The organism is Citrobacter sp. ANG330 (genome assembly GCF_047467925.1).
In the GTDB taxonomy this organism is placed as follows: Bacteria; Pseudomonadota; Gammaproteobacteria; order Enterobacterales; family Enterobacteriaceae; genus Citrobacter_A; species Citrobacter_A amalonaticus_G.
This window is the reverse complement of the sequence record NZ_JASJUI010000004.1, coordinates 281,323-301,244: the sequence shown is the minus strand read 5'-3', so window position 1 is coordinate 301,244 and position 19,922 is coordinate 281,323. Positions and strand designations below refer to the sequence as shown.

At 53.5% G+C, this 19,922-nt stretch carries 9 protein-coding genes; 4 read left to right on the top strand and 5 right to left on the bottom strand.

Annotated elements, in window-relative coordinates:
* Positions 1-59: 59 nt before the first annotated feature.
* The gene (locus tag QNN88_RS12155) at positions 60-1,307 is read left to right on the top strand and encodes a mechanosensitive ion channel family protein (RefSeq protein ID WP_414240451.1); all 1,248 of its coding nucleotides are present in this window, start codon (positions 60-62) and stop codon (positions 1,305-1,307) included.
* Between the two features lie 44 nt (positions 1,308-1,351).
* Here the strand turns inward: QNN88_RS12155 and pheP are convergent, their stop codons facing one another.
* From pheP to QNN88_RS12140, 3 genes are all read right to left on the bottom strand, one after another.
* The gene (pheP, locus tag QNN88_RS12150) at positions 1,352-2,743 is read right to left on the bottom strand and encodes a phenylalanine transporter (protein ID WP_414240450.1); all 1,392 of its coding nucleotides are present in this window, start codon (positions 2,741-2,743) and stop codon (positions 1,352-1,354) included.
* 116 nt (positions 2,744-2,859) lie between these two features.
* The gene (locus QNN88_RS12145; RefSeq protein WP_414240449.1) at positions 2,860-5,043 is read right to left on the bottom strand and encodes a TonB-dependent receptor; all 2,184 of its coding nucleotides are present in this window, start codon (positions 5,041-5,043) and stop codon (positions 2,860-2,862) included.
* Between the two features lie 63 nt (positions 5,044-5,106).
* A complete protein-coding gene (locus tag QNN88_RS12140; RefSeq protein WP_414240448.1) occupies positions 5,107-6,192 on the bottom strand; it encodes a YncE family protein in 1,086 nt (361 codons plus the stop codon).
* A 298-nt stretch (positions 6,193-6,490) separates the two neighbouring features.
* On the opposite strand from QNN88_RS12140, the gene QNN88_RS12135 reads away from it, so the two are divergent.
* From QNN88_RS12135 to QNN88_RS12125, 3 genes are all read left to right on the top strand, one after another.
* The gene (locus QNN88_RS12135; RefSeq protein WP_414240447.1) at positions 6,491-7,666 is read left to right on the top strand and encodes a DNA repair protein; all 1,176 of its coding nucleotides are present in this window, start codon (positions 6,491-6,493) and stop codon (positions 7,664-7,666) included.
* A gap of 555 nt (positions 7,667-8,221) precedes the next feature.
* Positions 8,222-8,800, top strand: a complete 579-nt coding sequence (locus QNN88_RS12130) for a LuxR C-terminal-related transcriptional regulator (RefSeq protein ID WP_414240446.1) — start codon at positions 8,222-8,224, stop codon at positions 8,798-8,800.
* 189 nt (positions 8,801-8,989) lie between these two features.
* On the top strand, positions 8,990-18,313 hold the full coding sequence (locus tag QNN88_RS12125; RefSeq protein ID WP_414240445.1) for an autotransporter outer membrane beta-barrel domain-containing protein: 9,324 nt from the start codon (positions 8,990-8,992) through the stop codon (positions 18,311-18,313).
* 105 nt (positions 18,314-18,418) lie between these two features.
* Here the strand turns inward: QNN88_RS12125 and QNN88_RS12120 are convergent, their stop codons facing one another.
* Entirely contained in the window at positions 18,419-19,006 is a 588-nt protein-coding gene (locus QNN88_RS12120) for a response regulator transcription factor (RefSeq protein WP_414240444.1), read from the bottom strand.
* A 15-nt stretch (positions 19,007-19,021) separates the two neighbouring features.
* A complete protein-coding gene (locus tag QNN88_RS12115; RefSeq protein ID WP_414240443.1) occupies positions 19,022-19,717 on the bottom strand; it encodes a flagellar brake protein in 696 nt (231 codons plus the stop codon).
* Positions 19,718-19,922: the final 205 nt, after the last annotated feature.

Sequence of the window (19,922 nt, the reverse complement as noted above, 5' to 3'; positions counted from 1 at the left end):
CATTTGCATAATTCCCTTACAGCGGTCATCATAGGCCGCTGTTTTGTAAAGGAGAGGTTATGCAGGAATTAATTACCCGGGTCGAGGATTTAGCAGGTATTGAAATGGATCACACCACTTCGCTGGTGATGATCTTTGGTATTATTATTCTAACCGCCGTCATTGTGCATATTATTTTGCACTGGGTGGTGTTGCGTACATTTGAAAGGCGCGCCGTTGCCAGCTCCCGTCTGTGGCTACAAATCATTACGCAGAATAAATTATTTCACCGTCTGGCATTCACCCTGCAGGGTATTATTGTCAATATTCAGGCCGCGCTGTGGTTGCAAAAAGGCAGCGAAGCCGCAGAAATTCTCACTGTCTGCGCACAGTTGTGGATCATGATATATGCCCTGCTTTCATTATTTTCGTTACTGGATGTCATATTAAATCTGGCGCAAAAATTTCCTTCCGCCTCTCAACTTCCTCTCAAGGGGATATTTCAGGGGATAAAGCTCATTGGCGCGATAATTGTCGGTATCTTAATGATATCGCTATTAATCGGCCAGTCGCCCGCGATTCTGATTAGCGGCCTGGGCGCGATGGCGGCAGTGCTGATGTTGGTATTTAAAGACCCGATTCTGGGGCTGGTTGCCGGTATTCAGCTTTCTGCTAACGACATGCTAAAACTGGGTGACTGGCTGGAGATGCCGAAATACGGTGCTGACGGCGCGGTCATTGATATTGGCCTGACGACGGTGAAAGTCCGCAACTGGGACAATACTATCACCACAATTCCAACCTGGTCGCTGGTTTCTGATTCGTTTAAAAACTGGAGCGGCATGTCAGCCTCCGGTGGTCGACGCATTAAACGCAGTATTAATATTGACGCCACCAGCATTCATTTTCTGGACGATGATGAAAAGCAAAAACTGTATAAAGCGCGTCTGCTGAAGCCTTATCTGGAGACACGCCATCAGGAAATCGATGAGTGGAATCAACAGCTGGATGCGCCGGAATCGGTATTAAACCACCGGCGGATGACCAATATTGGGACTTTCCGCGCTTATCTGAATGAATATCTGCGAAATCATCCACGCATTCGCAAAGATATGACCTTAATGGTACGTCAACTGGCGCCCGACGATCACGGTCTCCCTCTCGAAATTTACGCGTTTACTAATACCGTAGTCTGGCTGGAATATGAAAGCATTCAGGCCGATATTTTCGACCATATTTTTGCTGTCTTAGAAGAGTTTGGATTGCGCATTCATCAGTCACCAACGGGCAATGACATTCGCTCGCTGGCGGGGGTATTTCAACGATAATGCGAAAACGCCGATCTCATTATGCGAATGAGATCGGCTTACCCTCAGCGTACTTTGCGAGAAAGTTTAAACGCGACAAACAGAAAGATGACCCATACCGGCAGCAACAGGGCTGACAGACGCATGTCGTCAATGGTGCACATCAACACGAGGATCATCGCCAGGAAGGCGATACAGATATAGTTACCTGCCGGGTACAGCAGCGCCTTGAACTGCGTGTCGCGCCCTTTGCGGCGCATCGCGGCACGAAAACGCAGGTGCGCCAGACAAATCATGATCCAGTTCAGCAGCAGCGTCGCGACCACCAGCGCCATCAGCAGACCGAAGGCCTCTTTCGGCAACAGGTAGTTGATCAACACCACCAGCGAGGTGATAGCACCAGAGAGCAGCAGTGAATTCACCGGCACGCCACGACGGCTGACGCGGGTCAGAAACTTCGGTGCATTGCCCTGCACCGACAAACCAAACAGCATACGACTATTGGAATACACGCCACTGTTATAAACCGACAGGGATGCCACCAGAATCACGAAGTTCAGCGCTGACGCCACCACATTGCTGTTCATATCGTGGAAAATCATGACAAACGGGCTACTGTCGGATTTCACTTCCACCCACGGGTAGAGCGCCAGCAGAACCACCAGCGAGCCGATGTAGAACAGCAGAATACGATATACCACCTGGTTAACCGCTTTGGGGATGCTTTTATGCGGATCGCGAGCTTCCGCAGCGGTGATCCCGATAAGTTCCAGGCCGCCGAAGGAGAACATAATCACCGCCAGCGACAAAATCAGTCCCTTCCAGCCTGTCGCCAGAAAACCGCCGTGCTGCCACAGATTATCGATGGTCGCCCGCTCGCCGCCATTCCCCGAGAACAGCAACCACAAACCAAAGCCGATCATACCGATGATCGCCAGCACTTTGATGAGCGCAAACCAGAATTCGGTTTCGCCGTACAGACGAACGTTCACCAGGTTGACGGCATTGATGATGATAAAGAAGGCCGCGGCCCAGACCCAGGTGGGAACCTCGGGTAACCAGTACTGCATATAGATGCCGGCAGCCGTCAGTTCAGCCATCCCGACCAGTACAAACATGACCCAGTAGTTCCAGCCTGACAGAAAGCCCGCAAACGGCCCCCAGTATTTATAGGCAAAATGCGCGAAGGAGCCCGATACCGGTTCTTCAACGACCATCTCGCCGAGCTGGCGCATTATCAGAAACGCAATAATTCCGGCGATGCCGTACCCCAGCAGCACCGCTGGCCCCGCCATCTGAATCGCGGGCCCGATGCCGAGAAACAGCCCGGTACCAATCGCGCCGCCGAGGGCGATTAACTGAATATGTCGATTTTGCAAACCACGTTGCAGCGTCGGACTCTGCTCCGACGAAGCTTCAGAACGACCGATGCCTGAAGCGGATGACGCGTTTCTCACGTCCTACCCCTGTCTCTTTTTTAGAAGGGGCACGTTTTAACACTTCATGCTGGAGGTAGCAAGTTAAAGGCACTGGAATGGATGGGGCATCCTTGCCCCTGATAACGAGGTGGAACTCAGAACTCGTAACCAACGGACACTTTAAAGGTGCGCGCTTTCCCCTGGGTGACGTACGTGCCGGAATCATCAACACTGGCCCAGTAGTTTTCGTTGGTCACATTATCGATGCCCGCGCGAACGGTCATCTGATTTTGGTTCTGGTTAAGCGCGAAGCGATAGCGCATGCCCAGATCCAGCGTTGTGTAGCTATCGAGCTTTTTGCTATTAGCCAGATCCGCATACTGAGAACCGGAATGGTTCACAAGCGCGGTAGCGGTCAGACCTTCAATCGGCTTGATGTCATACTCGGCGCCCAGCACGGCGTAAAAATTCGGCACGCCGATCGCATCGTTGCCCTGGTTCAGACCGTTGTTGGTTTTGGTCATCTCCGCCTGCAGCCAGGTGGTGCTGGCGTTCAGACGCATGCCCAGCATCGGCTCACCGAAGACATTCAGCTCAACGCCACGGTTACGCTGTTCGGCATCCAGACCATAATGTTTGGTTTCGCTATCGAGGATCGCCGATGGCATCTTGATCTCAAACAGCGCCAGCGAACCGCCAACACGCCCGAAGTCCGCCTTCACCCCCACTTCATTCTGTTTGGAATGGACAATGCCGGTGCTCTGACCATAGTTGGTCGCCGTGTTGGGCGCTGTTTTACCCGGCTGTAACGCTTCGGTGTGGTTGGCGTAGAAAGCAATCTCTTCCCACGGCTTGTAGACGACGCCGTAAGTCGGCATCCAGCGGCTACCGTCAAAACCGTCGGCAGCGTTTTCCGCGCCGGTGACTTTGTCATAACCCCGAATCACCACTTTCTGATGGCGTGCCCCGACGGTAAACAGCAGTTTGTCATCCAGCACGCCCAGCGTGTCGCTCAGCAGCCAACCCTGGGTCCGGGTACGTCCGCTGGTCAGCGGATCGCTGTAGTTACCGCCTTTACCGTTCGAGTTGGTACTGGCCGGCGCGTCAACGCCGCGGTTGTGATAGATGTTGGTATACGGGTTATCCGCCGCTTTTGACATCTTCCACGCGATTTTTTCGTTTTTGCTTTGTGCCGAGTAGCCAACGTTCACTTTGTGCGAGACAACGCCGGTCGCGAAATTACCACGAATTCCCGCCATGCCGCTGACCGTGTCGCTGATGCGATTGGTATCAAGGCGACTGACAGTGGCCGTCCCGCTCTTATCCAACAGTTTCGGCGCGCTGTAGAGACCTTCCTCATGCGCGTGCTGAGCGCCAAGTCCGGTGTAGGCAGTCCAGTTGTCAGAGATGTCGTATTCGCTACGCCACATGCCGAACTCATTTTCAATGTCGCTATACGCCCATTTCTGCGAGAAGTTGCGGTCATTTTTGGGCGGCGTTGGAACGAAATCAACCGCAGAAATGTTGACGCTGGTTGGGCTGCCGTGGAAGGTTTTTTTCTGATAACCCACGTCCAGTGAGGTGCGGAAGTTATCGCTTCTGTAGTCCAGACCGGTGGAGAGCAACGTGGTGCGACGGCGATCGTCCTGAATTCGGGTTTCGCCTTCACGGTGGACCAGATTCACCCGCGCACCAAACTGATCGTTGTCGCCAAAACGACGACCGGCATCCAGCGTAGTACCAATCTGTGAATCCGACGTGTAGTCCACGCCGACTTTAGCCTGCGGGATGTCGCCTGCATGTTTCGGTTCAAGATTGATCATCCCGCCGACGGCAGAACTCGCGGCGCCGTTCATCAGGGCGTTCGCCCCTTTGAAGATTTCGATGCGATCCACCATCTGCGCATCCACCACCTGACGCGGCAGGACACCCGAAAGGCCGCCAAAGGTCATATCATCGCCGTCAAATTTCAAACCTCGAATGCGAAAGCTTTCCGCGCTGTTGCCGTAGCCCTGGACATACTGCACGCCCGCATCGTTTGCCACGACGTCGGCGATGGTTTTCGCCTGTTGATCTTCAACCAGTTTAGAAGTGTAGCTGATGACATTGAACGGTACGTCCATCGCACTTTGTTGACCGAGCATGCCCAGTCTGCCGCCGTTGGCGACTTGTCCATCAAGAAATGCCGGCAGCAGCGTGTCGCCACCGGGTTTGAAATCATTTTGGGTTGTTGCCTGAACCACAATGGTGTCTTCCGCTTTTTTCGCGGTGTCAGCCGCCCAGGCCGAGCCAGAGATTGCGCCCATCGTCAGCGCCAGAATCGTTTTGGTGTTGTTCATGTGAATGCCATTAAAAAGAGTCAATGTGTCGGGGGACAACATCCGTCCCCCGGCTGATTTTTATTATTTATTCAACTCAATACGTACAACGCTGTCAGGCGCGTCGGTTGAGTGATCTTTATTAAATTTCTGTTTTACGGTGACATACAGCGTCTGGCCGTCAGCAGAGAGCAGCAGGCTGTTTGGATTCGGCGACAGGTCCCAGCTTTTCTTCACGCTGTAATCGCTCGCGTTAAGGCTGAGCAGCTTCCCGGAATCACGCTGGGTGATGTAAATTTCGTTGCGTTTCGCGTTGAATGTCACCGCCAGAGAATCCCCCACGTCCAGTTGCTTCAGCACCTTGCCGGTGCGGATATCGAGCACCAGCGTGGTTTTCGCTTTGGAGTTATCGGTCACAAACAGGCGTCCTGTTTGTGGGTCTTCTGCCATATTCAGCAGCAGAGCCGGTTTGTCGCCCAGCGGCTTCCAGCGTTTCTCAACGCGCTGGTTACGCGGGTTGATCACCAGGATTTCACCGCCGCCATTTGCGGCATAGATGCGCTGGGTCGCTTCAGAGTAGTGCAGACCGGTCATCCATTTGCCGGTGTTTTTAATGCGCGTTTTCAGCTTCAGCGTTTCGGCATCAACCACCCAGATCACTGCAGGATCGGCGACTGCCCCGATATACAGTAGGCCGTTATGCAGCAGTACCTGGCGGGCGCCATATGGGAAGCCCTCCGCGTTCCGCTCCGGGAACAGGACGCGATTTTTGACTTTGCCATCCGCAGTGTTCAGCGCGCTCAGGCCACCGTCCAGCGAGTTGGTGACGTACACCGTTTTGCCATCAGGTGAAATCGCCATACCAAAGTTTTTCAGATCCGTGTGGCTGCGACCCGTAGTCTTAAGGGTTTTGGCATCCAGCTTGTAAACCACCCCGCCCTGAACATCTTTAAAACCTTCGGCACTGGCGACATACAGCGCATCCCCGGCGGGATTTAACGCCATCTCATACAGGCCATCCGCCAGATCGCGTTTTAACGAATCGGTCGCCACCGCTGGCGTCGTCGCTTTTTCAACGTTATTTGACGGGGTAGTGGCGGGCGTAGTGGTGGCGCAACCGCTTAATGTTGCTGCGATCAGCACGGCCAGCGCCGTAATATTTTTTTTCATTCCTGGGTTCCTTACCAAAAAAAGACACGCATTAAATAATAAAGAGAATGAGAACTATACTTATTCTCTTTTTCGAAGCAAGCGTATTTCGCGCAAAAAATACCCTTCATGAAACAGAGGTTCGAATTGTGAGAGCCCAAACGAAAATGGCGAGTGAATGATAATTTCTGCGAATTATTCTGGACGAACAGGCCCCGCAGGCCACAGAATGCGATTTGCACTTTTTTTATATTTTTCAAACGAATGACTTAAGCTAAATATCGTCATTCATGTGTCGGTCACGCCAGGCAACGGTGTCATGAATAAAATCATCAAACGACTCGAAATCATTAAAAGCGCCATCGAACTTGAGGATGAAGAGATCATCCAGCAGCAGCTTGTGCATCTGCAGCGGGAATCTGGCGATCCCGTAATAACGGCAATTGTCCAGGCTATCGGGACGCGCCGGTTCAGTGATGCGATGCGTGAGATTGCCGCCTGGCTACAAAATCAGCACGCCATAACCCACTGGCAGGATCCGGCGATTGCCGCCAGCAAGCTGGAACTTAAGGCGCTGGAAAATCAGTTGCGTGAGCTGATCGACACCCGTAATACCCGCATTCAGATTCTGGATGAGTTTAACGACCAGTATCATCTGCGCCTCGGGCCTTTAATGAGCCGTATTCTCGAGCTGCGTAAACAGCTCGCAGCCAGCGCCCTGCGCCGTCAGGAAGCGGAACGCAGACGTCGCGAGAAAGATTACCTCTCCTGTCAGCAGTACATCTCACTGGCGGTCGATCGGTTAGCCCAGCTTAAACAGCAGTGGATGGGCATGGATTCGGCCTCTCGCGCTGCGGTCGACATCCGTCAGCGTATCCAGCAACAAACGGAGCTGATTACCGATCTCCTCGCCGAGATCCGTGAACTGGAAGATAATTTTTCCCGCCAGGACGACAGTGACACACGACAGGCGCAAGAAGAGGCAGCGCATGAATATGAGGAGTATCAGGAACAGCAGCAGGATGCTCAGCACCGTTTCGCTCGCGATCAGCGCCTTTCGATGGATGAGCGCAATGAGCTTAAACGTCTGTGGCGTCAGGCCAGCCGTTTGTGTCACCCGGACGTCGTCGCCGATGAGTTGAAAGAGAAAGCACACCAGATGATGGTGCAGCTTAATCTGGCACGACAAAACGCCGATCTGGCAACCATTCGTGCCCTGCTCACTCAGTTGCAAAGCGGTCTGGAGCCGATGATGGCAAGCGATCGACTGAACAACCTCGAGCATCTGCGGCAGAAAATCCAGCAATTGAGAAGTCAGATAGAGGCGCTGCTGAAAGAAATTGCCGGGCTGGAAGCAGAAAATGCCTGGCGTCTGGCGACATCGCTTCGCGATAAAGAGGCCTATTTTGCCGAGCAGGAACGCGCGTTGGCCGAACTACGCGATACGCTGGAGACCCAGGTCAAACACGTTGAGCAGGATCTGCTGGCAGGTTAACGCTTTTTTGCAACAAGTTGCTTACTGGTAAACCCGGATTTACCCACCGGGACGGAATAAGCACGAATAGTCAAAAACAAAGTTTAAATTCAGACATCTAACTTAAAACAGGATTTAATTACATTAAAATTTATATAATCCAGAACAATGAGCTATATAATTGAATTTTTCAGACATCTTCATCCGCGCGACATTTCACCACCCTCCTGTTTACCAGGAAAATTCTTAAGCTGCGATACGTCGTCACGCCACGCTTATTCCACTTCACCAGCTTGTGCTGCTCTTTTCTCTTTTGTCTCTATTATTTTTTAGGACAACCCCGTATATCCTTCATTATTTTCTCTCCTGTTTTCATCAATCAATAAGTAAAATCTATCAATCATTCTCCGGAGGGCGAAATAAACGATTTATCTTAAATTTTAACAAAGCGTAATATTTCAATTGAGAATAATCCCAATACAGGATACGGATTAAAACGGATCACCAACCCGTGAAAGAACCCTTTTTAATGAATAAAGAGGGGCAGGATGCTATCGACGACGCAAGGAGAAATTTATGTCAAACGCTATTTTTTATGGTGATAATTATTACGCCTGGCTTGGCATGAAAAATATCCTGCGCGGCACATCAATTTATTATGGCATGCAATATTACGCGGCTAATTCATCCCCTTCCTCTCTTCCTGTGGTCCAGAATAATGATTACCTCATTATTCATCCTGAACCAAACAATATTCTAAAATACGCCAGCACCCTTCGCCATCTCTCTTCACAGTCGTCATTGGTGCTTCTCGTTCTGACGGATGCCGAAACCTTTACGGTGTTCCAGGCCATTTGCGGTATGCAGATGCACTTTATCGACCAGGCGTTGGGCCTTGACGCACTGCTTCGGCGGTTGACTGAACTTATTAACAGCAAGAACCAAAGCGTGAACCACCCGCTGGATAATGCCATAAGCGCTAATGAATTTAACGTCATGATGATGTTTTCACGGGGCTGGTCACTGACCAGGATCGCCCATTTCTCGCATAAAAGTGAAAAAACAATCGGTGCCTATAAAAGCAATATTGCCAAAAAACTGGGGCACAGCAATACCCATCTGAAATATATGCTTTCCCATTATCGACAACTTTAAAAAGAGGAAATAAGACACGGACGACTGACTATTTTTTAAGGCGTTTTCAATCAGTAAAAATTATTCCGCCCTGCGGAAGGGATTCCCGTTTTCGAAAATTGGCAACCAGGCCGCACACATTTTGAGCCGCCACTAACCACAAACGCAACATACCAACCAACAAAAATCAGAAATGCAGACGAGGTTATTATGAATAAGGTTTACAACATTATATGGAATGCGGCGCTCGGGCTTTGGGTTGTCGCCTCCGAATTATCAAAAGGGAAGAAAAAAAGCAGCTCGCGCAAAACCGTACTGCTTGTCGCCTCTGGTTTATTCGCCGGCGTTTCTCTCACCGCCGTCGCCGTGCCGCTTGAGGCCACGGGCACACATGTTATCACCGAGGATTATCAGGACAGAATCACCGCTGGCGTCCATCAAAACGTCCACAACTACGGTTTTTTATATGAAAACATTACTGCTGGCAGCGAACTGAACATCACCGGCGCGATCCCCGACATCGCCTTCGGACAGAGCGGCATTGTGGAATCGTCAACCATCCGGGATCTGCTGGAAAGTAACAAAATTACGATTACCGCCACCAGCCCCGCCCACGAGCCAAAATCCATCAACACCATTGAAGAACTCGCGGAATACCTCAGTCATACGCAGTCGTCTACCCCGCAGCAAAGCGTGGAGTTTCAGGTGATTGACCCGGCGGATCCAGAGACAACCTCTACCCTGAAAGTGTTTGATACCGCAAGCCTGGCAAACTTTATTAGCGTTTCGCAGATTGGTGACGCGGTGCTTAATACGTTTGATGCCAATGTATCGCAAATCTATAAGCAGTTTGGTTTTGCTGTTGCCAAAAATGGCGCAACCGCCAATCTGAATATCAGCAATACCCCACTTAACGCACGTGACAATGCTATCCGTCTGCTGGCAAAAGATTCTTCTCTGCTCGAAGCGCAAGGCTCAGGCAGTAAGGTCAACTGGCAATCCAATAACTACATCCAGTTCGGTGCGGCCCCCGTCGTTCCGACCCAAACCTTTGCCGGTTCGAAACAGACCACCGTATTTGGCGATGATATTACCTTAATGACCTGGGGCTACGACGAAGAGGGCAAGGTTGTTGAAACGGGCAGCCGTACCTTTTCCATCAAAAGCGCGGCGGATCTGGCGAATTTCAACGACTGGCTGATTGGCGCTGGCAGTGAGAGCGCCAAAACACCTGACGGGCAAAATATCAGCCAGATTCAGCTATGGCTGGATTCTGGCACCATCAGTAAAGTTTCTGATGCACAGGCGTACTATGCCAGTCTCATCAATCAATTGCTGACCTCCAGCACCAATGCCGACCTGCTGACCTGGGATTACGATGTCTGGACCGACGGAGAGGCCCACATCAACAACACCACGGCTGGTCGAGGGGAACTGCATGCTATCTATGCTAATGGAGACGGCGCCACCGGCACATTGGCCGCGGGAGCGACTCTGGCTGTCGATGGCAGCATCAATGGCGCAATGAAGGCCGATAGCAAGGGGTCTGTCGTTAATGACGGCAACCTGAACGTGCTGCGGACCTCTACCGGGCAGGGACTGGCGATTGGCATGCTGGCCAGTGACGCCAGCGCCACTAACCGCGGTACGATCAACGCCGGTTTGTTTATCGATAAGGATGGTAATCAAAAGGTCAACAGTTACGGTGCCTACGGTATGCAGGGGCTGGGAAACAGTACCGTAGTGAACGAAGGAACCATTAACCAGGCCATTACAACGAACAACTACGGAACCGCGGCGGCGGCCGATCCGTGGTCAACAGATAATCCTGACAGTTCGCTGACGCTTGCCATCGGTATGCAGTTGGCCGGAAATACCACCGGGATGAACAAGGGCGCGATTAACGTCGTTGACGGGCGCAGTAACGGCGTCTCATTTGGTAAGGGGACAGCTTACGGCGTTGAAGTATCCGACAATGCCACCTTCACAAACGCCCTTGATGCCGCCATCTCTCTGGGACGTAACGCTAACGATCTCACACAGGATGTCGATATGGCAGGCGGCGCAAGCCCCAGCGCCGGGATCCTGACCCGAAGCTCAGGCGATGTCACCAATGCCGGAACGATCACCCTTGGAACCGGCGTACGTAACGCTGCGGGGATCCTGGTCGGCAACGCCAGCGGAAACGTCACTAACACGGGTAAAATCATCCTCAATGGCGACTCGTCCTGCGGCACCAGCCACAACTTCGGTATTTCGGTGCGCGACAGCGGCAGCGAAAGCAACCAGCAGATCCGCAATGACGGTGAAATTACCGTCAATGGTCACAACAACGTCGGTATCCATCTGACCGCCAGTTCGAAGAACGCGCATGTAACATCCAGCGATACTGGTGTGATCACGGTCGCGGGCGACGGTGGCACATCAAACCGTAACTATGCGATCTGGGCCGAAGGGAGTAAGACTGCTCAGGCAACCGTAGACGTATCTTCGTCGATCACACTCGAAGAAGTCGGCAACATCGGCGTTCATCTTCGCGATAACGCGGTGGCAAACATTAACAGTTCCAGCAGTCCGTTGTTCAAAAGTAGCGATCAAATTGGCTACTACCTGTACGGAAATGGCGCGACCGCCAATATCGGCAAAGCCGATATGAACGATAATGGTCAGGCGCGCACCACGTTGTTCCGCATTGCTAATGGCGCAAACTTTGCCGGAAATACGATCAATCCAGCGAATAAAGAGTCGTCTTCACTGAAGATGACCTTAACTGGTGAGCAATCCATAGGCGTCTTTGCGACCGGTAAAGGCAGCATCGTGGATACGGGCGAGGCGACCTTCACCGTTAGTGGTAAGGGGGCTGCCGCCCTGCTGCTCGAAGGGGGCGCAACAGGGACCATCAGCGAAAAGACGCTTATCGACCTGACCGGATCAAACACCACCGCCGGGATTGTCGATGGTCAGGCGCACCAGTTGAACGGTAACAAACAGGGCACCCCTGTCGAAACCATTCTTAACTCCAGCGCCATTATTAAATCCCTGGAAAACGGGCTGAACGTCATCGCCTATGTGGCGAAGAATCTTGGCAACATCGTTCTGCAACAGGACGCAGTTATCGATCTCGCCAGTAAAGATAGCATCGGCGTCGACGTGCAGGAGGGAGGACGCTTCACCAACAATGCATTAAAGGCATTGCATGTCAGCAACGGGATCGGCGTTCGCGCCTCCGGCAAAGATGCGCAGATCAAAAAGCTGGGCGCGATTGAGGTGGATGACGGTACTGCGGGGGTGCTGCTTACCAACGGCGCAACGCTGAATATCACGACGGGAACCGGTGGCGTAGCCGATACCATTACCACCAACGGCTCGGCAGATGGGATTCGCCTCGAAGCAGGGGCCGGTTCGCTGACCGCCAAAGGCGTCACCATTAGCGCATTGGGCAGCGGCGCCGGGATTCAAAACCATGCCGAAAGTTCAAATATCACGCTGAACGACGTGACGATTAACGCCAACGACGGTCCGGGGATCCGCACCAGCGTGGCGCTGAACGTGAAAGACGGTGCCAACAATCTACTCAACGTCACCGGCGCGGGTTCAGGCTTTGCCTTCATGAAAGACAACGGCGACAACGCGACCGGCGATCTGGCTATCGGCACTGGTTATACGGTGCTGGTGCACAACGATGCCGGAAACGCCACGGGGAATGGGATCGATGCCCGTACCAACGGCAAACTGACCACCCGCGCCGATATTACCATTCAGGACGCGACGGGCGGTTCAGCGATTCTGGCAAAAGACGTTTCCGCCATCACCAACAGTGGCAAAATCACCTCTAACAGCGTGAACGGTCCGGTGGTGGATGCCAGTGGCGACAGCAGCAAAACCATCACCAACACCGGGACGATCCTCGCGGCCACCGACAGGGATGTCGTAATTCAGTCCGGTAAAGGCAATGACATCATCGACATCAGCGGCGGCAATACGCGCGGTATCATCAATACCGGCGCCGGTAGCGATCGATTTATCTGGAACAGCGGAACGTTCGCCGGGGAGGTGAACTTCGCAGGGACGGCCAACAACAAGGCCAACATCGGTAATGTATCGCTGGCAAATACGCGTCACATCACCACGCTCGCCGGTACGGGTAACGCCCTCACCTTCACAAACACCAAGGGTAATATCGGTACGCTGCTGGGGGATGACCTCAGTCTGGGAACCCACATCGGCAGCGGCTGGAATACCTTAACGCTGACGGGCGCGCAGGCGGACATGCGCATCGTGGACAGCCTGACGCTGGCTGACGGCACCCTGGCTGTGAACGACGGCGCGACGCTGCGCACGGGCGACCATCGGGATGCCAGTAATACCGGTGCAACGATTGGCAACTACAGCATCACCACCAGTACCATCAACGGTAAGGCCAGCAACATTATCTTTGATACCCAGGGCAATGGCGCTGACAGCCAGATTTATCAGGGCACTATCAGCGGTAGCGGCAACTTTATCCGGGCAGCGGGCGGCACGACGGTGTTCACCACCGACAACAGCTACAGCGGATCCACGACGATCAATCAGGGCGGGATTTTACATCTCGGTCAGGGCGGTACAACGGGCGGTATCAACCCGGTTTCGCAGATCGTTGATGACGGTATTCTGACCGTGAATCGCAACAACAACGTCCTGCTTAACGGAGTGATTTCCGGTATCGGCGCGCTGGAGCAAATCGGTAAAGGCATCACCCGTTTAACGGGCGCTAACCGCTATAAAGGCGAAACCACCGTTGACAACGGCACACTGCTGGTCAATGGCGATCAGTCTGCCGCGACGGGCATGACAACCGTGAACGGCATTGCGACCCTGGGCGGTACCGGCACCCTCGGCGGCGACGTCGTGATGAATGACGCCACCACCCTTAGCGCAGGCGACGGCGGCGCGGGGACGCTGAAGATCAACGGGAGCCTGCAACTGGGTAGCAAAACCACCTCCGCGTTTGAACTGGGACAAGCCTTCGTGCCCGGTGGCGCGCAAAACGATCTGGTGGATGTCGCCGGCAATCTGTTGCTCGACGGCACGCTGAACGTCAGCCAAAGCGCAGGCGGTACGTTTGGCCCAGGCGTCTATCGTCTTTATAACTACGGCGGCACGCTCGACAACCAGACACTGGAGTTGGGTGACGTTCCGGCGGGTCAGGATAAGAGCAATATTTTCGTCCAGACGGTGCTGGCGAATCAGGTCAACCTGGTCAACGCCAACGGCGTCACGCTGCAGTTCTGGGACGGCGCGCAGACGGGCGAAAACCACGGTAAAACCGGAATTGAAGGCAACGGTAAAATTGACGGTGGCGATGGCAAATGGATGGCCATTGGCAGCCACGGCGATAACAACTGGACGCAGCAGGACGGTATCGGCAACGCGCCGTGGGCGCAAAAAGCCTTCGCGGTCTTTACCGGCAACGCCGGTACGGTCGAGGTCGATCAGAGCGCGGGCAATGTTCAGTTTTCCGGCGCGCAGTTTGACGCGGACGGCTATGTCATCAAAGGCGATGCGCTGAACGCGTGGGAGACCACCGCGGGCAGCAATGAGCTGATGCTACGCGTCGGTGCCGGTGGCGCAGGCGAGAATTTCACCGCAACGATCGAATCGACGATCCGCGAAGGTGACAGCGCGGATAGCCTGACGGTGGTCAAGACTGACCAGGGGCGTCTGATCCTGAGCGGTGATAACACCTATCATGGCGGCACGCGCATTGACGGCGGTACGCTGCAAATCTCGGCGGATAACAACCTGGGCCAGTCCGGAACTGGCGTCACGATCAACAACGGTTCAACGCTCCAGCTGGGCGCGGATTTCACCACTCAGCGCACCCTCACCCTGGGGACGTCTGGCGCGGCTGCGGTGTTCGATCTGAATTCGCACCACTTCTCTCCGGTCGGCGATATCACGGGCGCGGGTAACCTGAAAGTCACCAGTAGTACCCATGATGCGGCCAGCACGCTGTCGCTCGATCGGGCTAACAGCTATCAGGGCACGACGCTGATTGAAGGTACCGGACAAACTCACAACGTCACGGTAAATGCCAGTCAGACGGGAACATTTGGTAGTAACGCCAGCAGCACGGTGAGCGTAACGAAAGGCGCGACGCTGAACATCAGCGGCGCGGCAACCCGTTTGCAATCTCTGACGATGGAGATTACCGACAGCCTGTTAACGTTAAAAGACACGGTCACTGCCGCCGACGCGACGCTGAATCTGAACGGCACCGCGAAGGCGCTGATTGCAGGCAATGCGACGGCAGGACAATCCTCGATTAACGTGTCAGATGAGAGCATCTTAGCGCTGGAAGAGGATGCCAGCGGCGGCAGCGCAACGGTCACCAATAGCGGGCTGATGTCCTTTGCCGATCGCGCACTGGCGGAAATGACCACGGTGAAAAACCTCTCTAGCGGTAGAGTGGATATCAGCCATGTCGACAGCGCGACATCCATCGGTTCGCTGTCCGGCGCGGGTAACGTTGAGTTGGGCGACAAAACCCTCTCCCTCGGTAATCTTGGTCTCGACGACACCATCAGCGGCATCATCAGCGGTGACAGCGGCAATCTGGTGAAAATCGGCGACGGGACACTGACCTTAACCGGCGACAATACCTGGACCGGCACCACATCGGTCGATGAGGGCGTACTGTTGGTCAATGGTAATCAGGCGGCGGCGACCGGAGACGTAACGGTCAAAGCAGGCGCGACGCTGGGCGGCAACGGCATTATTGGCGGCGCGGTGAACGTGGCAGATAACGGACATATTACCGCTGGTTCCACACTTAACAGCGTCGGCAAACTGACCACCGGCGCGCTGACGCTCAATGATCTGTCGCAACTGGATTATCAGTTTGGTCAGGCGTATACCCCGGGAGGTGCCTTCAACGACCTGATTAACGTCAACGGCGATCTGGTGCTCGACGGAAAGCTCAACATTGAAACCTCGCCCGGTGGCAGCTTTGACGTCGGCGTCTATCGCGTCATTAACTACTCCGGCACGCTGACCAACAACGTGATGGACATTGCCAATGCCCCAACGGCGGCGGACAGCTTGTACGTGCAGACATCGGTTAACCATCAGGTCAACCTGGTGAACCACGGCGGCCTGACCCTGCGCTTCTGGGACGGCGCCGGCGGTGAGAATGGCGAACTGAAAAACAACGGCGTCATTAACGGCGGCGACGGCATCTGGCAATCGAGCCACGGCAACGACAACTGGACCACCGATGAATCCACGCCGGAAGGCGCGCTGAATGCCCCGTTCACCGATGCCGCGTTCGCCGTCTTCCAGGGGGTGGCAGGCAATGTCACCGTGGATAACAGCCTCGGGGATGTGATCATCAGCGGAGCGCAGTTTGCCACCGATGGCTACCGCGTAGCGGGTGATGCCATCACTACCGACACCGCCAATACGCTGATTCGCGTCGGCGACGGCACCGTCGATGGCGTAGGGTATATCGCCACCATCGACAGCGAGATCCGCGGTTCCGGTGGCGTCAATAAGAGCGACCTCGGCACGCTGATCCTGACCGGCGAGAACAGCTACCGCGGCGGAACAACGATTACGGCAGGGACACTGCAGGTTTCCGGCGATAAAAACCTCGGCGCAGCCAATACCGGGATCACCTTTAACGGCGGCACGCTGAAGTATGGCGATGCGTTTAATACCGCCCGCCAGGTGACGCTGGAATCCGGCGGCGGGACCTTCGACACCAACGGCTTCAACGTTGAACTGTTGACCGAGGTTGAAGGCAGCGGCCAGTTGACGAAAACTGGTCAGGGTACGCTCATGCTTACGCTCGACACTACCTACACCGGCGGCACCCACGTCGTGCAGGGTACGTTGCAGTTGGGTAACGGCGGTGAGATCGGCAGCGTACAGGGCGATATCATCGCTGACGGCATACTGGATGTGAAACGCTGTAACAGCTACACACTGAGCGGCAATATCAGCGGCGAAGGACAGCTCCACCACACCGGCAGCGGCATCACCACGCTGGAAGGCGCGAACAGCTACAAAGGCGCAACGCTTATCGCCAATGGGGTTCTGCAGGCCGGCGGCACCAATACGTTGAGCGCAGCGTCTCATCACACAGTGGCGAGCAACACTGCGCTGAAAACACAAGGCTACGACCAGACGGTCGCCGGATTAACCAACGGCGGTAGCGTGTCGCTGACGGGGGCGGCGATCGGTTCCGCGTTGACGGTGAAAGGCGATTACAGCGGCAAAAACGGGACGCTTGAATTAGCCGCGGCGCAGAACAGCAGCGGTCAGGGTATTGCGGACCGACTGGTGATCGATGGCGGTAAGGTCAGCGGCAGCACGCTGCTGAAGGTAGACGGTTCCGGGCTGGGCGCGCCGACGGCGGGCGATGGGATCGAAGTGGTGACGGCGAAGAACGGTGCCACCACCACGGCGCAATCCACGCGTGACGGCTTCTATCTGGCGAATAACCGGATGTCTGCCGGGGCGTTTGAATACCAGTTGTATGCCGGCAACGCGAAAGGCCAGGGCGAAAACTGGTATCTGCGCAGCGCGTACCGTCCGGAAACCATGCTCTACTCCGGTCTCGCCAGCGTGGTGCGTCAGGGCGATCTGAGCCTGTTAGGTAATATGCACCAGCGCATGGGGGACGACGCACGACCGGGTCTTGATGAAGATAACCGCGCATGGGCGAGAATGATTGGCTACTCCGGCAAAACCAAACTGGATGATGTCACGGGCACGCAGACCACCAGCCATACGACGGGGATTCAGGCGGGAATTGACCTTTACGCGAATGCCAGTTGGAAAACCGGTGTATACACCAGCATTCTGGATATCGACAGCAGCGTCAAAGGCAGCAAATCCGGCAGCGCGGGTAAAGGCGGTAACATTGATGACAACGCGTTTTACCTGGGCGGTTACGCCACCTGGTTCTCCACCGATGGCATGTATGTGGATAACGTCCTGCAATACGGTAACCATGACGCTCGTCTGTCGGCATCCGGAAACAATGGCTCCCATACGGTGAAAGGCCATACGCTGACCGCCTCGACGGAGATCGGTAAAGCGTTCCGCTTAGGGGCAAGCGCATGGAGTCTGGAACCGCAGGCGCAGCTGATCTATCAGTACAGCGATTTTGATGACAGCACGCTGGGCGGCGCGACGAAGACGAAGGTCAGACTCGATACTGCCGATGCCTTTACCGCCCGTGTCGGGCTGCGACTGAAAGCTGACTATGACACCCGTCACGGTAAAGTTCAGCCATATGGCCGCGTCAACCTGTGGCAGGGCCTGGGCTCGAAAGACAAAACCCGCTTCAGCAATGCCGTCGCAACGACGACACTGGAATCCTCGCAGCAGTATTCCAGCACCGAAGTGGCCGCGGGCCTGAGCTGGAACATCGACCGCGACCTGCAGGTGTACGGCGAACTGGGGACGCAGTTTAACAACGGCGGGCATAAATCGAAGGTGGAAGCGCCGGTCAATGCCTCAATTGGCTTTAAAAAGTCGTTCTGACAACCTCTGAGAGGAGCAGGCCGGGTGACGCGACCTCACCCGGCCTACGTTGTTCAGGACAGCTGTAGGCCTGATAAGCGAAGCGCCATCAGGCTAACGACAAACTCAGGATAAAAAGGATAACGGATGGTTGAATCTGACAATCAGTTTGTTCAGTTCGGCTGAATGGGCCAGACCCAGCCTGGCGATAATGCGCATTTTATGGGTCTGGACCGTTTTATAACTTACCCTTATCAGATCTGAAATCTCGTTTGGCGAATACCCGCTCACCAGCAAACTGAGGACTTGCTGTTCGCGATCGCTCAGCCGTTTTTGTGAACGAAATAAACGCGGATTCCAGCACCCTCCCGTCAGGGTCGTCAGTCGCCCAAAATCACGCAGCGGTGATTTATCCGTCAGCACAATAGCCTTCTCGACATACAGCAGCTCAATACACAATTTCGCCAGACGGCTATCGGCAATCACTACCACCGCATTATCGTACACTTTAAAACGGTTCTTATTTAAATAACTGACAAAATCGGCATAAGACTGTTCATGGCTGATGATATTAAAAATCATCATCCGCTGGCGATAACGTGCGGAGTGATCCACCATCACCTGCCAGGGCACATTTGTTATCTCGGCATTTTTACTTTTTAAATACGTTGAGACACTGTTGCCGACAAAATCATCATTTCCATACATCAACATAAAGTTCACCTTCCTTTATAAACTTTTTAATTTATTATCCATTAAAAAATGAATAATCACTTTTTCGACATCCAACACATCGCGGGAATGTTTAAATTCGAACTGACAGGAGATCTGCTGACAGGAATAAAGTTGATTATTTTCATCAAACTCATTGATATCCACGACATTGACAACCCGAAGATCACACTGCAGACGGCCAAACTGTTCAAAATTGAGGGTTGCCCCTTTGATCAATGCATTTTTATAAAGAAAGCGCGTGTTTATTTTTTGTGAAATTAATGCACATCCGCCGCGAGAGATGTTTTTAATCTGCAGCGTGTAATTTTCTCCATTTTTATAGCGACCAGAACAATAAAAGTGATATCCCTTTAAAAAGGAGAAGCGCTGGTGCTGGCGGCGCTGAACCAACACGATCACCTCCGGGATGCGATACGCCAGCCCGCACCCCACTTTATCGGTCAGCGACTGACTGAATCTGGCATTAAACTTGAGAATGCCACTGTCACTGTGCAAGATAAAAGACTGGATGGAAGAGAGAGGGATGTCGCGATTGTTAGCAATCACAAAGTAGTCGAAGTCGACCTTTTCTAATAGCGTGACCACGCTGGTTTCTTTAAATTTCAGTTCTACCTTAGTCTTTTTGAGAAGTTCTTCACGAATAATGGCCACGATCTCAAATTTATTGTCCTTTGCCATCCCAAATCCCATAGTAAAATCCTTATTTTTGTATTCCAGATACTTCTCATTTGTGTTTGATGTTAAAAGGTTAACACTGACTCCGACTTAGGGTTTTTGATTACCATAAGGGATTACCTTTCAGATATTTCGCATGATATTAAGTTTTTAGCTATTTTTATTGATTAATTGATATGTAAAAACATTCAGTGAAGTGTAAAAATGGCCCGCGTTATGC

Coding starts and splice junctions, on each gene's coding strand:
- QNN88_RS12155 (WP_414240451.1), top strand. CDS start 60: ATGCAGGAATTAATTACCCGGGTCGAGGATTTAGCAGGTATTGAAATG.
- QNN88_RS12145 (WP_414240449.1), bottom strand. CDS start 5,043: ATGAACAACACCAAAACGATTCTGGCGCTGACGATGGGCGCAATCTCT.
- QNN88_RS12140 (WP_414240448.1), bottom strand. CDS start 6,192: ATGAAAAAAAATATTACGGCGCTGGCCGTGCTGATCGCAGCAACATTA.
- QNN88_RS12135 (WP_414240447.1), top strand. CDS start 6,491: ATGAATAAAATCATCAAACGACTCGAAATCATTAAAAGCGCCATCGAA.
- QNN88_RS12130 (WP_414240446.1), top strand. CDS start 8,222: ATGTCAAACGCTATTTTTTATGGTGATAATTATTACGCCTGGCTTGGC.
- QNN88_RS12125 (WP_414240445.1), top strand. CDS start 8,990: ATGAATAAGGTTTACAACATTATATGGAATGCGGCGCTCGGGCTTTGG.
- QNN88_RS12120 (WP_414240444.1), bottom strand. CDS start 19,006: ATGTTGATGTATGGAAATGATGATTTTGTCGGCAACAGTGTCTCAACG.
- QNN88_RS12115 (WP_414240443.1), bottom strand. CDS start 19,717: ATGGGATTTGGGATGGCAAAGGACAATAAATTTGAGATCGTGGCCATT.